Genomic DNA, 15,365 nt, shown 5'->3' with positions numbered 1-15,365 from the left:
GCCTACTTCGCGCGCGTCGATCGTGAGGCCGACGCCGACCCTGCACGCGACCTCGCGGGCGGTAACGCCTTCGCCGGAGTCTTGCGGGCAATCGCCTTCTTCGCCGGGACCGCCTTCTTTGCGGGGGCTTTCTTGGCGGAACCGTCCTTGACGGGAGTTTTCTTTGCGGGGGCCTTCTTCACGGCGGCCGGTGTGCCGGCCGGCATCTTTGTCGCCGCAGCCGCCGTCTTTGCCGGAGCCTTCTTTGCCGGGGCCTTCTCGACAGGAGCCGCCTTCTCCGGTGCCCGGGCGGCCCCGGGAGAGGGCGCAACGACCGACGTCGCCGCAGGATTCGAAGCGGGAGCAGCGTCGGAGGTTGGAGCAGCGTTCGCGGCCGGCACATCCCTCTGCGGTGGTGGCGAGGTGACAAATTCCGAATTTGTCCGAACGCGGGAACGGGCGGCGTTGATCTGCCGCAGCGCCAACACCGTTCCCCCGACAGCGACGACCACCGGCCACTCGACGAGACCGATCGCACCTACCGCCGCCAACGTCGCTACCGCCGTCGACGTCGAATGGCTGCCGCTGTCGAACCCGCTTCGGGCCCCACTCGCGGCGCCGCGCACAGCCCCGGTCGCGATGCCGCGCAGACCGCCGACGACGCTACCGATCGCGGCACCGCCGACCGCACCGACAGCACTCGTCGTGGCGGTCGCGACCCCGGTCACGGCACGTACAGTGCCGTCGACGATGTCCATATCGGCTCCCCTCGGCTGTGTCCACAGACCACCGCGACGCGGCGGCATCACACACTGCGTTACCCACCCCAGGGTATTCTCAATCCCGCAGACCGGCGAGCCAGGTTTCGCAATACCTGGCCGATACTCAGATGCTGTTCTGCCTCAAGTCAATTCGCTCGCCCTGCTCGGTGCGCCAGAAACTCCACCCGTCGTGCGTCTCCACGTCACCGCTGATATGACTGGCAACCGCACTGGCCGCGGTGGTGGGGTCGGGAAAGCGGCGGCCCTGCATCGGACCGCGCACGATTTCGAGGCTGTGTGTATCGGAGTCGAAGCGCCCCACCAACCGGTACCCCTCGAAGTCGGCGACCACCTCGAGTCGGGTATCGATCACCTCGTCCAACAGCGCGGCCGCTTTGGCGGGCTTCTTCCGGGCATTCGTACGGGCCAGCGCGTCGGCGTGCAGCACCTCCGCGGTCTTCGCCCGCTGGGCGTCGCTGTACAGGCTCGGGTCTTTCGCCCCCGACAGTCCCAGCAGATCCCAGCGACCGCGTCCGTGCGCGACGCGACTCAGTGGAATGGCGTGGTGTCCGGTTCGCGTGCGGCCGGGGGTGTCCATCATCCACAGGTCCACCTCGGCGCGGATGTCGTCGGCGACCTCGGCGGACGGAACCACGAAGAACTCGTGAGGTTCGCTCGCCAGGTCGACGAACACCCAGAACTGCGAGCCGGTGTCGTCGTCGTCGAGCGACTCGTCCTGCTTGCGGGCCTGCCAGTCGCCGCTGAGCTTGGACCGCACCCGCACGATGCGACTCTGGCCGTCGTCACCCCAGACCTGAACAGGATTGCGCCGCGAATGGGTGAGCCGGACTGCTTTGCCGCCCCGTTCCGTGACGTCGGCGATGAAGGCCTGGATTCCCCGGCTGGCGGTGTCTTCCACTTGTGTACGTGTCCATCCGTGATGCTGCGTCCCGTACGCAGGTGGAGAGAGGTGTGGCGACGGGTTTGCACAGCACGACTCGGCGTTCTTCCCTCACCATACGTGCAACTACCCGCCCAGCGGTATCACCCGAGCGCGCGAGCCGCATCCCGCGCCTCGGCGAACCACGCCGACGCCGGCGCGCCGGGCTAAGCGTCCACCACGGAGTGTTTCGACGCACTGTGACGTACCTTGCTGCTCACAGCCGATGCGGCAGCGAGCGCTTCCTCGAACTCGCGCCGGGCCGACTGCGATCCGAGCAGCATCGCGAGCCGGATGAGGAAACCTTCGCGGTCCGTCTCGTCCGCCTGGTCGAGTGCCTCCGACAGTCCCATCCACACGTTCTCGCGTACCAGTTCCTCCGGTGTCGCACCGGCCTCGGTATGAGCGGGGACGACACCGGAGGTCGGCGCGGTTGCGGACCGCAGGTGCCCGTGGATCTGCCCGAGCAGCGACACATCGCGGAACCGGCACAGGACGAGCCCGTCCGGGCGGATCACGAACAACTCCCCCTCGGACGCGCCGAGGGCCCGCGAGAGCACACCGTCACCGTCGTCGAGCACCGTCAGGTCGGTGACCGGGTCCACCTCGACACCGGCGGGAGGAACCACGATCGCCCGCACCGATTCGGGCGACAGCGCCATGGCGAGGGCGGCGGCGTGAGCCGCGATCACGTCTGCTGCTGCGGCGTCGAGTCCGAAGCCGAGCACGGCGAATCCCGTTCCGCGTACCTCGTTCAATGACGACTCCACCGTGCCGCTCGTCGTGACGACGCGCACCCGCCGATCCTCCATCGGGTCGCCGGGCAGCACTCCGGTCGTGCCCTGGGCCACCGGCCAGGTCAACGGCGACAGGTGTGCGTGCGTGGCGCTGGACTGTCGCGGGTTGATCAGGTGAGCGAACTCCGGACGCGTGGTTGCCAGCGCCAGCACTGCGTCGCGGGTGGTCCGGTAGCCGTGACTCCCCGGCGACATGATGAGCGTCGACTTGCCGGCGTTGTCGATGTTCTGCTGCCACGCCCCCCGGCGTTCCGTCGAATACGCTTGCAGCAGCACCTCGTCGGCGGTTCCGTGCACGACGGCGGCAAGTTGCCAGGCCAGGGTCTCCGCGTCTTCCATTCCGGAGTTCAACCCGCGCACACCGAAGATCGGCACCAAATGGGCGGCGTCACCCGCGAACAAGATCCGGTCGTGCGTGAAACTTTCCAATGCGAGCGCGTGCGCTCGGTAGAAACCGTGCCATTCGAGGGTCCACGGCACGTCGCTCTCGAGCCACTCGAGGTGCCGGGTGATGCGGTCGCGGATCCGTTGTTCCTGGGTTTCGAGTTCGGCGTCGTCCGAAGCATCGAGCTGGTAGTCGATGCGCCAGATGTCCCGCGGCTGCTGGTGCATGATGATCGTGGACCCGGGATTGCTCGGCGGATCGAACCACACCATCCGCTCGGCAGGCAGCTTCGACTCCCAGTGGATGTCGGCGATCACGTAGCTTCCCTCATAGCTGTTGCCCTGCAAACGAAGTCCTGCCAACTCGCGCATCCGACTTCGGCCACCGTCCGCGGCGACGACCCAGCAGGCACGGAGCGTCCGCGCGCCGAAGGCGGTATCGATGTCGAGCGTCACTTCCCTGCCCGTCCGCGCGACGCCCACGACGCGCGCCGACCAGTGCAGCGTGATCAGCGGATGCGCGAGCAAAGCCTCTGTCATGATCTGCTCGATCTCGGACTGCGAGACGTTGACCATCGGTCCCCGCACATCGTGCTCGCTGTGCGGCATCTGGAAGTGCAGCACCTCCTGGTCGCGGTAGTAGCTGCGACCGCCGACCCATGGAAGAACGATCTTCTCGAGTTCGGGTCCGACGCCGAGTCGGGCCGCCACCTCGAGGCTGTGCCGGGAGATGCAGATGGCGCGGCTACCGAACGACACCTGGTCGGCAGACTCGAGGACCGTTACCGCGATTCCGCGCTGCGCGAGTCCGAGCGCGACGCCCATGCCCACCGGCCCGGCGCCTACCACGACGACGGGCAGTGGCTCGTCACCCGTGGTCATCGACGTGAAGTCGGTCGCCGGGTACTTCGGGGGTTGGAAATAAGTGGACATGTCAGGAAACCTTCTCTTCGTCGCGAACATCGTTCGTCTCCGGCAACAGCAGAATGGCGACCAGACTGACGACCGCGATCACGACGAAGTACGCGGTGACGGCCATCGAGTTCTCGAACACCTGGAACAGCCACGTCGCCATGAACGGCGCCAGCCCGCCGCCCAGGATCGCGCCGATCTGGTAGCCGAGCGACGCCCCGCTGTACCGGATGTGCGCGGGGAACAGTTCGGCGAACAATGCCGACTGCGGGCCGGCGGTGGTGCCCAGAACCGCGGCCATCACGACCATGGCGAGCAGCATCACCGGAATCGATGCCGTGTCGATCAGCGGGAAGAACACCGCCGCCATGACGACGAGCGCCACCGAACTCCAGGTGTAGACGCGCCTACGACCGAAGGTGTCGGATTTTGCGGCCGAGATCGCCATTCCCGCCATCCACACGGGGCACGCCACGATCAACAAGGTGAGCATCGTTCCGCGGCTGAAGCCGAGTTCTGTGGTGCCGTAGGTGAGGACGTAGACCATGAAGACGTAGGCGATGCCGTTGGTCGCGATGAACGTGCCGGCCGCCAGCAGGACGGTCCGCCAATTCTTGGTCAGAACCTCGACGATCGGCATCTTGACGACGGCGTCGGTCTTCTTCACCTCGGTGAAGGCGGGACTCTCGAGCACGCCCAGGCGGATCCACATCGCGACTCCGACCAGTACCGCGCTCATCAGGAACGGCAACCGCCACCCCCATGTCTGGAACGAATCGTCCGGCAAGAGTTGAGTGACGGCGAGGAACACGACGTTGGCCATGATCACCCCGGCGGGTACGCCCATCTGCGGCGCGGCGCCATACAGTCCGCGCTTGCCGGCAGGCGCGTTCTCGGTGGCCATGAGGACGGCCCCGCCCCACTCGCCGCCGACGCCGATGCCCTGGACGAACCGCAACACCACCAGCAGGATGGGGGCGGCCACACCGATCGCCTCGAAGTTGGGCAGCAACCCGATGCCGACGGTCGCGGCGCCCATCATCGTCAGCGACAACACCAGCATGGACTTGCGGCCGATCCGGTCACCGAAGTGGCCCATGACGACGCCACCGATCGGCCGGGCGATGAAACCCACGGCAAAGGTGGCGAACGCGGCCAGTGTGCCGGCGAACGTCGAGGCGCCGGGAAAGAACTGGGGTCCGATCACCAGGGCGGCGGCAGTGCCGTAGATGAAGAAGTCGTACCACTCGATCGCGGTGCCGACGAAGCTCGACAGGACCGCCCTGCGAGCTTCCTTGGGAGACACCGTCGGTGCCGCCTCGGTGATTGCCGTCATGAATCTGCCTTCCCGTCTGCCGCGCACACTCATCGCGCTAGGAAAACAATGACGCGCCTCACAAGCCCTTGAAAAGCGGGACTATCCCCGGTTCATGTGCGGAAAATCCGCGGAAGGTGGAAGAGGCCCAGCTCAGGCGGGATCGGCGTCGCCGGCATTGGTGGAAACGAACCGGATGAATGCTCGCGCTGCCCGGCTCAGCGTCGCCCCCTGATGCCAGGCGACCACCACGGTCACCGACGGCGGCTTCGGTTCGGCGATCGGTTTCACCACAACGGGCAGGCCTTCATAGGTCACGTCCACCCGGGGTCGCTGGAGCAGCAGCGTCCATCCAAGCCCACGCCCCACGAAGGCACGGGCCGTTTCGAAGTTGGCGGTGCGGTAGGCCACGCGCGGGGCGAACCCAGCGCCCCGGCAGACGTCCATCGCGTGATGGGTGCTCGGCGGCGCGTCCAGCAGGACCATCGGGTGCTCAGCCAAGTCCGCCAGTCGCACCGGTCCGTCTACGCCTGCAAGCGGGTGTTCGGCCCCGAGCACCACCATCGGCTCACGGGTCATCAGGGGAACGGTGCGCCACTCGGGCGACAGCTCGAGGTCGTACACGATGGCGACGTCGAGTTCGCCGCCTTCGAGTTCGGTGCGGAGCCGGTTCTGCGTGTCTTCCCGGAACTCGACGGAAGCCCTCGGATACTCGGCGGTGAACGAGTAGAGCATGGCCGGCAGAATCGTCGGCCCGAGCGCCGGATAACACCCGACCGCAATAGGGCCGGCCACCACACCTCCCGCACCCGACGCGTCGGCCTGCAATTCGCCCGCCTGCTGCAACAGGGTGCGTGCCCGGGACAGCACCGCTTCGCCCGTCGGCGTCAACTGCACCCCGCGGGCGCGGCGGCGGACGCACAATTGGGCCTTCAGTGCTTTTTCGAGGTCGGTGACGGCCGCGGACAGCGCGGACTGCGACAGATGTAACCGCTCGGCAGCACCGCTGATGGTGCCCGTTTCCGCGACAGCCACCAACGCCGCCAGCTGGCGCATCGTGTACGCGGGAACGTTGTCGGTCCGGGGCATGAACGACACGGTAACGTGCGCCGCCGGTCAGCGAACAGGGCTGAAGCCCGCTCCGAAGCTCTGCTGTGCGTCGATGTCCGCCAGGATGGGACCGATCTTCCCGTAGATGAACGGCGCTTCCGGGGCAGCGTCGAGCCCGGCGCTGATCCCGACCAGCTTGTCGCCCACGACGAGCGGCCCACCCGAATCACCCGGACCCATGAGCGCCCAGTTCTGCAGGTGAATTCCCGCGAAGGCAGCAAGGGCACCGCACGTCTTGCCGGTCGTAGGGCCGTATTTACAGGCGATGTTCCAGGGTTCCGCGTCGCCGACACTATTCACGACGACGTCACTGCCCTCGCCGTACCTACTCGGCGCGACGACCGCCGGATTCAATTCGAGCACCGCGTAATCCACCGCATGGAACGTTCCGGCGGGATTCGTCGACCAGATGTCGGTCTCCCACCCGATCGGTCCGCGGTCCGCCTCCCCGATCTTGTAGATGGGGGTGCCGGCCTGCTGATGGCAGTGCCCGATCGTCAGGGCGACGAGACGGCCGGCATCGTCATTCCCGACGGCCGCGATGGTGCAGAAGCCGTCGACGTCGGGATTCGTCGTGTATGCGGTGCCCGGTCCGACATGGACACCCGGGTCGGCATGCGCTGCAGGCGTACTCACGAAGGCGACAGCCAGCAGCCCGGTGAGGAGGAGAAGTGCTTTCTTCATGGTCAGTCCTGTCCGCCTGCCGACGCGTGGTCCCGAAGCTCCGCGGCCAGCCTAACCGACGTCGCCCCGGACGGCGCGTCGATCGGCGGCGAGCATCCTTGCACCACAGGCGTTCAGCTCCGAGACAGTGCGCCGGGGGACGCACTGTCTCACTCACATCGGGGAGCTCGTGGCCAGCAACACCCGCAGGCTGTCGGTGACGACGCGGGCGGAGATCGTCGGATCGATCGCGCGCTGAATGCCCAGGCCCACGCCGAGACCGAGGATGCTGCTCGCCGCGTCTTCGGCCGGCATCGGCAGCGTGACCCCGAGCGACTCCGTGAACGACGTCAAGAGGTTCACCGCGATGTCGCGCGCGGCGCCGAGTGTTGCGGTGAGCGCCTCGCGCAGCTCCGGATCGTGCCGGGAGAGCACGATCAGTTCGAACTCGAGCATCGTCCATCCCACGTCACCGAGAGTGTTCTCCGCCCAGGACTCGAATGCGCCGAGCCGGTCTTCCGCGGTGTCGCCGTGGCCGAGCGCAGCCGCGATTTCGGCACCTTTCGTCGCGTGGATCAAACCGAGGACCTCGAGGCACAACTCCTTCTTGTTCTTGAAATTGGAGTAGACCGCGCCCTTCGAGTAGCCGGCCGCGTCGGCGACCTTTTCGAGCGACGTTCCCGCGTAGCCGTCGGCCAGAAAGAGGTCCCGTGCTGTGGACACGAGGTGCGCACGTGTCTGTGCCTGACTCTCCGACCTGGTCAAACGCCCCATGTGCACCCCTTCTTCGGCGGCCTTCGAGATTAATCCAACTTTTCATATACCGTCGGTATCTGAAATCTGCTAGGTTCTGTGTATGACGTCCAGTGACACACATCTCAGTAGCGGCTTGGTGGTCGTCGGTGGCACTCGAACTCAACTCGCGAAGGGAGTGCGCGCATGACGCACTACGACATCCTCGTCATCGGCGCCGGCATATCCGGCATCGGAGCGGCGATCCGGCTGAAACAGAACGGCATCGAGAATTTCGTGATTCTCGAGAAGGGCGACGCGCTCGGCGGGACCTGGCGCGACAACACCTACCCGGGCTGCGCGTGTGACGTACCCTCCGCTCTGTACTCCTATTCCTTTGCCCCCAACAGGGAATGGTCTCGCCTGTTCGCCGGGCAGGAGGAGATTCGCCGCTACATCGAGCGGACGGCCGGCCACCACGGAATCCCCGGGCACGTGCAGTTCGGAACCGAAGTCCAGCGCGCTCAGTGGAACGAGGACACCCGGCGATGGACGGTCGACACCACCGCCGGAACCTTCACGTCCGACACGATCATCGCCGCGGCGGGACCGTGGAACGAACCGCTCGTCCCCGACGTCCCCGGACTCGACACCTTTCCCGGTGAGGTCTTCCACTCGTCCCGCTGGAACCACGACTTCGACCTCACCGGTCGACGCGTGGCCGTCGTCGGAACCGGGGCGTCCGCGGTGCAGTTCGTTCCCGCGATCCAACCGCACGTGGCCGAACTGCACCTTTACCAGCGGACGGCACAGTGGGTCCTGCCCAAACCCGATGTCGCACTGCGCGGCGTCGAGCGCGCCGTCCTGCGCCGGGTTCCCGGCGCGATCCGGGCGTTGCGGCGGGTCGAGTACACCATCATGGAGTCGCTCGGACTCGGGTTCCGGCACCCCTGGATTCTGAAGGTGGTACAGCAGATCGGTAAGGCACAGTTGCTGGCCCAGGTGCGTGATCGCGAACTCCGAGCGTCCCTGACGCCCGATTACACGCTCGGGTGCAAGCGCCTGCTGATGTCGAACTCGTACTATCCGGCGCTGACGCAGCCGAACGTGGAGGTGCATGCCAATGCCGTTGCGTCGGTGCGTGGGAACGTGGTGGTGGGCACCGACGGCGAGGAACGGGAGGTGGACGCCATCGTCTTCGGCACCGGCTTCCACATTCTCGACATGCCGATCGGGGCGCGGGTTTTCGACGGCGAGGGCCGCAGCCTCGACGATCACTGGAAGGGCAGCCCTCAGGCGTATCTGGGCACCACCGTCGCGGGCTTCCCCAACGCCTTCGTCCTGCTGGGACCCGCGCTGGGCACCGGCCACACCTCGGCATTCATGATCCTCGAGGCGCAACTCGACTACGTGCTGCAGGCGCTCACACACGCCCGCAGCAGGGGGTGGAGCCGGTGGGAACCGCGCCGAGAGGTGCAGGACGCCTTCAACGCGCAGGTGCAAAAGGCTCTGGCCACCACCGTCTACAACGCGGGTGGGTGCCAGAGCTACTTCCTGGACGTCAACGGGCGCAACAGCTTCAACTGGCCGTGGTCGACCGATCGAATGCGCCGCCGCCTCGGCCGTTTCGACGAGGCGGCGTACGAGGTGACGTGCGAACCTGCGGTTACAGCGACTTCGCGATGATGCCCTTCATCACCTCGTTGGCGCCCGCGTAGATCTTCTGGACGCGGGCGTCCTCGTACATGCGGGCGATGAGATACTCGCGCATGTAACCGTAGCCACCGTGCAATTGAACGCAGCGGTCGATCACCTCGCACTGTTTCTCGGTGAGCCAGTACTTGACCATTGCCGCCTCGGACGGGTCGAGTTCACCACGCAGATGCGCCTCGATGCAGTGGTCGAGAAACACCTGGCAGGTGCGCGCGATGGTCTGGCATTCGGCAAGCTCGAACGCAGTGTTCTGGAACTCGAACAAGCTGTGACCGAACGCCTGCCGCGACTTCGTGTACGCCACGGTGTCTTCGACCGCACGCTTCATCGCACCCGAGGCCTGCGCCCCGATGATCAACCGTTCCTGCACCAACTGGGCCATCAACTGCCCGAAGCCCTGCCCCTCAGACTCACCGAGCAGATTGTCGACGGGTATCCGCACATCGGTGAAGGACAACTCCGACGTGTCGGCACTGTGCTGGCCCACCTTGTCGAGGACGCGTCCGACGGTGAAGCCGGGACAGTCCCGCAGATCGACGATCACCAGCGACACACCCTTGGCGCCGGCCTTCGGATCGGTCTTGACGGCGAGGACGATCATGTCGGCGGACGCCCCGTTGGTGATGAACGTCTTCGAACCGTTGATCACATAGTCGTCGCCGTCACGGATGGCCGTGGTTTTGATCGCCTTCAAGTCGGAACCGGCGCCCGGCTCCGTCATGCCGATCGCACCGAGGATTTCCCCGGTCGCCATGCCCGGCAGCCACGCCTTCTTCTGCGCTTCCGAGCCGTACGCGACGAGGTAGTGCGCGACGATGCCGGAGTGCACCGAGATGCCGAACGCGAGGTCACCGGCGTAACCCTGGGCCTCGAACACGGCAAGGTCGTGGGCGAACGTGCCCCCACCGCCGCCGTATTCCTCGGGCACGGAACAGCACAACAGCCCGAGCTGACCGGCAGTGTGCCACACAGATCGGTCGATGCGATGTTGCGCGTCCCACTTGTCGTTGTGCGCGACCACCTCACGTTCGAAGAACCCGGTCGCGAGCTCGGACAAGGCCCTTACTTCGTCGTCGTGCCACGACGGGACGTGCTTCTTCATGTCCGTACGCCTCAGACTCGACGGAACAGCGCGGCGAGGGCCTGTCCCCCGCCGATGCACATGGTGACGATGCCCAGCTCGAGGTCACGGCGGACCAGGTCCTTGGCGACCCGCAGGCTCAGGATGGCGCCGGTGGCGCCGACCGGATGCCCGAGCGCGATCGCCCCGCCGTACGGGTTGGTCTTTTCCGGGTCGAGCTTGGCGTCCCGGATCACCGCGACCGCCTGCGAGGCGAACGCCTCGTTCAGCTCGATCACGTCGATGTCGCCCGGGGTGGTGCCGGTCTGCTCGAACAGCTTCTGGAGCGCCAGAACGGGGGCGTACCCCATCAGAGCCGGGTCCATCGCCGCGGTCGCGACGGCCTCGAGCGTGACGCGCCCGGTCAGGCCCTTCTCGCTGGCGGCGGACTGGGTGGCCAGCACCAGGGCCGCGGCGCCGTCGTTGATACCGGACGCGTTGCCCGCGGTCACCGAGCCGCCCTCCTCGAACGCCGGACGCAGCTTCGCGAGGGTTTCGAGGGTGGTGCCGGGCTTGGGGTGCTCGTCGACCTCGACGGTGATCGGACGGCGCCCGCTGATCGCGACCGGGGTGATCTCCTCGGCGAACGCGGCCTTCGCGGCGTCGGTGGCGGCGCGGCGCTGGGACTCGACAGCGAACTCGTCCTGCTGCTGCCGGCTGACGTCGTACTTGCGGGCGACGGCCTCGGCGGTGCGGCCCATGTGGACACCACCGAACGGGTCGGTGAGAATCGCGACGGTGCCGTCGACGAGCGAACGGTCACCGAGCTTGTACCCCGACCGGGCACCGAAATCGTAGAACGGCATCCGCGACATGCTCTCGTCACCGCCGGCGAGGGCGAAGTCCACCCCACCCCAGCGCATCTGCTGCGCCGCCGACCACACCGCCTGCAGACCGGACCCGCACAGCCGGTTGACCGTGTAGGCGGGGGTGCTCTCGGGAAGTCCGGCGGCCAGCGCGACCCGGCGGGCGTTGTAGGCGTCCGGGCCCACCTGACCGATGCAGCCCATGACGACCTCGTCGATGTCCTCACCGGCGACCCCGGCCCGCCCCAACGCGGCCCGCGCCGCGGTCGCACCCAACTCGTGCGCGGGCACGCCGGCGAGCGTGCCACCGAAGCTGCCGACCGGCGTCCGCGCGCCGTCGATTACCACGATCGGTTCAGAAGAATTCATCAGATGCCCTTCCGTCTTGCTCCCGGTCCGGGGAGATAGTAGGACATCAAAGTAGCGCGCCCCTCGAAACGGGTGTCGAGTGACCTGTGGGATTCCCCTCCGCGGCGAGCACGGCGAACCCACCGCGTCGACGAACTTCGTCGCCTTTATACTGGCTGACCACCGGCAACGCCCAGCGCGTCGTTTGCGCGGCAAGTATGCGGGAGCGCTCGGAGAAGCGCACGCCGGAGTTCACCCATCGCTAGGCGCCACAGGCAACGATCGCCCGGCACGGGGCGCAGGTGCAGGGCGTCCCATTCGTCCAGTGCCGAGTCGGGGCCCGCGACTTGCCCCGCCTCCTGCTGACCTCCTGCGACAGACTCCCGATTTCTATACGGTGGGGTGCTCCGTTCGATCCTGCCCCTGTTCCACCACCCAGGCGGCGATTTGAGCGCGCGAAGTGAAGCCGAGTTTGGCAAGTACGTGCTCGACGTGCCCCTGGGCCGTGCGCTGCGAAATGACCAGCTTTTCGGCTATAGCTTTGTTCGTCATACCTTGCGCAACCAGGCCAGCAACTCGCCGCTCCCGCTTCGTCAGTGCGACTGCCGAAGTGGTTGGCTCATGCTGAGGAGGACGCTTTCCGAGCGCGTATGCTACCGCAGCGGCGAAGTCGAGATTTTTACCTTCCTGGTTGGCGGAATTGAAACTTCGCTCACCCAGGTCACGGCGGGCCATACTTACGCAATTGTCGTGATAGTGGCTCAAGTTGGGAAAAATGACAGTCGAGCTTCCAACCGATTGAACTAGCGATTCTGCGGCCGCCATGAGTGTGACAGCTCGTCCGGGGTCGCGGTTGCTTTCGGCAATCCATGCGAGCGCTTCCAGGCAAGTTGCGGCAGTGAGTGGGTCGTCTACCTCGTGGGCTAGTTGCAACCCCTCTTCGAGTAGGCTCGTGGCTCTTGCGCTTTCGCCATGCCGCCACACCGCCACGCCTAGTGCCCATAGCGCGTAGGACCTGTAGACGGATTCACCATGCGATGTGGTGGTCGCGAGAACTCGTTCGTAACACTCGATCGCTCGTCGGGTATCACCGCGCAGTTCGTATGCCCATCCGAGTGTGTAAGTAGCGCCGACCTGAAGCGTGAGTTCTACCTGGTCACCGAATGCCGGCACCGCACGTTCGAGCAATGAGCAAGCGCGGTCTTGATCGCCGTTGAATAGTGCGAGGAGTCCCTCGGCGTGTGCAATGAGTGCGTGCGCCATAGGGTCTGTCAGCTGGTTGGCCATGGCCTGGCCCTCTTCGATAAGCGCGTTGCTCGCCGGCAGGTCACCCTGCACTTCGGCGAGTACGCTGTTTGCGTACAGCGCCTTGACGCGGTCCGCCGTCGGTAGTCCAGTTTGGTGTGCAAGTAGGCGGTCCAGCCAGTGTCGGCCTTCGTTGAAGAGGCCGCCCGATGACCAGAACATGAACAGGGCGGTGGCGATCCTGAGTCCTACGTCGGGGTCACCGGCGTCGGACAGACTGAATTCCATTGCTGCGCGCAGATTGGGGCGTTCTCGGTCGAGTCGGGAGATCCAACCGACTTGTCGTGGACTGATCCAGTCCGTTTCTGCGTCGATTGCCAGCTGACGGTACCAATCGCAGTGCCTGACCGACAATTCCGTGTATTCGCCTGCAGCGTGCAGCTTCTCGCGTCCGTAGTCGCGTAGTGTTTCGAGCAATCGAAATCTGACCACCGAGGCGAGGGACTCAGATATGAGAATCGACTTGTCGACCAGCGAGGCGATTGTATCGATCAGTGCATTGGACTCGGCGATGTGTCCGCAGATTTGTTCTGCCGCATCGAGTTCGAATGAGCCGGCGAACACTGATAGTCGTGCCCACGCCACTTGTTCGCGAGGTGAGCAGAGTTCATAGCTCCAATCAACGCATAGTCGTAGCGTCTGCTGGCGCGTCGGCACGTCTCTGCCCGATCTCGACAGTATCTCGTACTTGTCTGTCAGGCGCTCCAGTACTTGGTCCACTGACATGGCACGGAGACGTGCGGCGGCCAGCTCGAGAGGCAGGGGCAACCCATCGAGGTGCTGACAGATTTTGGCGACCGCGATCCGATTGTCTTCGGTCAATTCGAAGGTCGAGTCGGCGGCTGCGGCGCGCTGGGCAAATAAGGTCACCGCGTCGTAGCGGGGCAGCCCACGCAGCAGCGGGTCGTGCTGTGCGTTGGGAACGGTAAGGGGAGGGACTCGGAGCACAGCTTCACCACTGATGTCGAGGATCTCCCGGCTGGTCGCGAGTACGTGCAGTCCCGGGCATGCGCGCAGCAGCGTCTCGACGAGGGTAGCTGCGGCATCCACGACTTGCTCACAGTTATCGAGGATGAGTAGAAGTCTCCGTGCGGCGACGAAGTCGATCAGTAGGTCTTGTACGGGGCGTGTGGACTGGTCCCTCAGTTCCAACGCGTTGGCCACCACATCAGCGAGTAACGACTCATCTCGCAGTTCCCCGAGTTCGACCAGCCATACGCCGTCGGCAAATGCGCGTCGCGCCTCGGCGGCAGCTCGTAATGCAAGCCGGGTTTTGCCTACGCCCCCGATCCCGGCCAAGGTGACTAGGCGCGCTGTCGAGAGCAGCTTCTTTACTTCGGCCAGTTCTTTGCGCCGACCGACGAAGCTCGTGAGCTCCAGTGGCAAATTCCCGTTCGCATGCCGTGACGGCGTCCGAGGGTGTGGCTTCTTGTGGTCCCCGGCATCTTGGTTATCGGGTGTCTTCCTGTTCTTCGCGGCCTCGGGTTTCCCTTGCAGAGCCATGTCGTCGATTGGGTAGGCCAGTTGATGCTGCAGGTCTCGGATCCCTTCGCCGAATACCGCAGCTGATTGCGGGCGGTGCGTGGGATCACTTGCCATTGCACGTTCGATGACCGCGCAAACGGCATCCGGAATACCGTGCTCGCGCAGGTCCGGCACAGGCTGGGTTGTGATTCTCAGGAACTGCGCGACGACCTGTTCTCCACTGTGGCGTTCGAATGCTGCGTGCCCGGTGATCGCGCAGAAGAGGGTCGCTCCGAGACTGTAGATGTCCGAGGCGAGGGTGGGCGGGTCTCCGCGTAAGACTTCCGGTGCAGTGAAGGCGGGTGACGCCGTGACCGTGCCGGTTGCCGTTTCGAAGCCCCCCGAGATTCGAGCGATTCCGAAGTCCGTCAGCGCTGGCTCACCGTAGTCGGTGAGCAGGATGTTGGCCGGTTTCACGTCGCGGTGAAGTATGTGAAGGTGGTGGGCAGTTTCGAGGGCGCCCGCCATCTTCACGCCGAGACGCAGTGCTTCCGCAAGGTTGAGGGCGCCATGACTTCGGATTGCGGCTTCCAGTGACTCCTGCGGATGGTAGGGCATCACGATGTACGGACGACCACTGGCGGTAGTGCCGACTTGGAGGATACTGACGATGTTCGGATGACCTGTCAGTCGGCCCATCGCGCGCTGCTCACGGAGGAAGCGGGCACGGTTTTCTTCGTCGAAGTCGGCCGTCAAGACCTTCACGGCGACGGTCCGGTCGAGGGCCGGCTGCACGCAGCGGTAAACGACGCCGAATCCGCCGCGGCCGATCTCCTGCCCGTCTTCGAATCCGACAACCTCGAGCTCCGACGCGACAGTTACGGTCACGTCGCGCTGTGTCTCGCGCGGATCGTTCATCCACTTCACCTCTAACGCTGCAGTCTCACGATATCGCGCAAGAGATGACTGCACCGCACTCGACCGAGGTTTGTCTGTGCTGTTTGGAAGTGGTGACC

Annotated in this window: 11 protein-coding genes; 1 reads left to right on the top strand and 10 read right to left on the bottom strand. The window is 65.5% G+C overall.

Annotation, left to right across the window (positions count from 1 at the left end):
* Positions 1-2: 2 nt before the first annotated feature.
* From GFS60_RS39070 to GFS60_RS09635, 7 genes are all read right to left on the bottom strand, one after another.
* A complete protein-coding gene (locus GFS60_RS39070; protein ID WP_236603422.1) occupies positions 3-737 on the bottom strand; it encodes a hypothetical protein in 735 nt (244 codons plus the stop codon).
* Between the two features lie 127 nt (positions 738-864).
* A complete protein-coding gene (locus GFS60_RS09660; RefSeq protein ID WP_159920754.1) occupies positions 865-1,659 on the bottom strand; it encodes a hypothetical protein in 795 nt (264 codons plus the stop codon).
* A 188-nt stretch (positions 1,660-1,847) separates the two neighbouring features.
* Positions 1,848-3,794, bottom strand: a complete 1,947-nt coding sequence (locus GFS60_RS09655) for an FAD-dependent monooxygenase (protein WP_159920752.1) — start codon at positions 3,792-3,794, stop codon at positions 1,848-1,850.
* A 1-nt stretch (position 3,795) separates the two neighbouring features.
* Positions 3,796-5,109, bottom strand: a complete 1,314-nt coding sequence (locus tag GFS60_RS09650; RefSeq protein ID WP_159920750.1) for an MFS transporter — start codon at positions 5,107-5,109, stop codon at positions 3,796-3,798.
* Between the two features lie 132 nt (positions 5,110-5,241).
* A complete protein-coding gene (locus GFS60_RS09645; RefSeq protein WP_159920748.1) occupies positions 5,242-6,177 on the bottom strand; it encodes a LysR substrate-binding domain-containing protein in 936 nt (311 codons plus the stop codon).
* A 27-nt stretch (positions 6,178-6,204) separates the two neighbouring features.
* Complete coding sequence (locus GFS60_RS09640; RefSeq protein ID WP_159920746.1) at positions 6,205-6,882, bottom strand: serine protease; 678 nt, start codon at positions 6,880-6,882, stop codon at positions 6,205-6,207.
* Positions 6,883-7,035: 153 nt separating this feature from the next.
* The gene (locus GFS60_RS09635; protein WP_159920744.1) at positions 7,036-7,635 is read right to left on the bottom strand and encodes a TetR/AcrR family transcriptional regulator; all 600 of its coding nucleotides are present in this window, start codon (positions 7,633-7,635) and stop codon (positions 7,036-7,038) included.
* 165 nt (positions 7,636-7,800) lie between these two features.
* Here GFS60_RS09635 and GFS60_RS09630 point away from each other — a divergent pair, with 165 nt between their 5' ends.
* Positions 7,801-9,279: a flavin-containing monooxygenase gene (locus GFS60_RS09630; protein ID WP_159920742.1), complete on the top strand. Its 1,479-nt coding sequence runs from the start codon at positions 7,801-7,803 to the stop codon at positions 9,277-9,279.
* Here the strand turns inward: GFS60_RS09630 and GFS60_RS09625 are convergent.
* From GFS60_RS09625 to GFS60_RS09615, 3 genes are all read right to left on the bottom strand, one after another.
* Positions 9,260-10,408 (bottom strand): acyl-CoA dehydrogenase family protein, encoded by a 1,149-nt coding sequence (locus tag GFS60_RS09625; protein ID WP_159920740.1) that lies wholly within the window; start codon positions 10,406-10,408, stop codon positions 9,260-9,262. The genes GFS60_RS09630 and GFS60_RS09625 overlap by 20 nt on opposite strands.
* A gap of 11 nt (positions 10,409-10,419) precedes the next feature.
* Positions 10,420-11,601 carry a thiolase family protein gene (locus tag GFS60_RS09620; protein WP_159920738.1) on the bottom strand — a complete coding sequence of 394 codons (1,182 nt, stop codon included), beginning with the start codon at positions 11,599-11,601 and terminating at the stop codon, positions 10,420-10,422.
* Between the two features lie 369 nt (positions 11,602-11,970).
* Positions 11,971-15,267, bottom strand: coding sequence for a protein kinase domain-containing protein (locus GFS60_RS09615; protein WP_159920736.1), 3,297 nt, complete (start codon positions 15,265-15,267; stop codon positions 11,971-11,973).
* Positions 15,268-15,365: the final 98 nt, after the last annotated feature.

This window comes from Rhodococcus sp. WAY2, from assembly GCF_009859915.1.
GTDB lineage: Bacteria > Actinomycetota > Actinomycetes > Mycobacteriales > Mycobacteriaceae > Rhodococcus_F > Rhodococcus_F oxybenzonivorans.
Note: the sequence above shows the minus strand (reverse complement) of the source record. Positions and strands in the feature narration are given on the sequence as shown.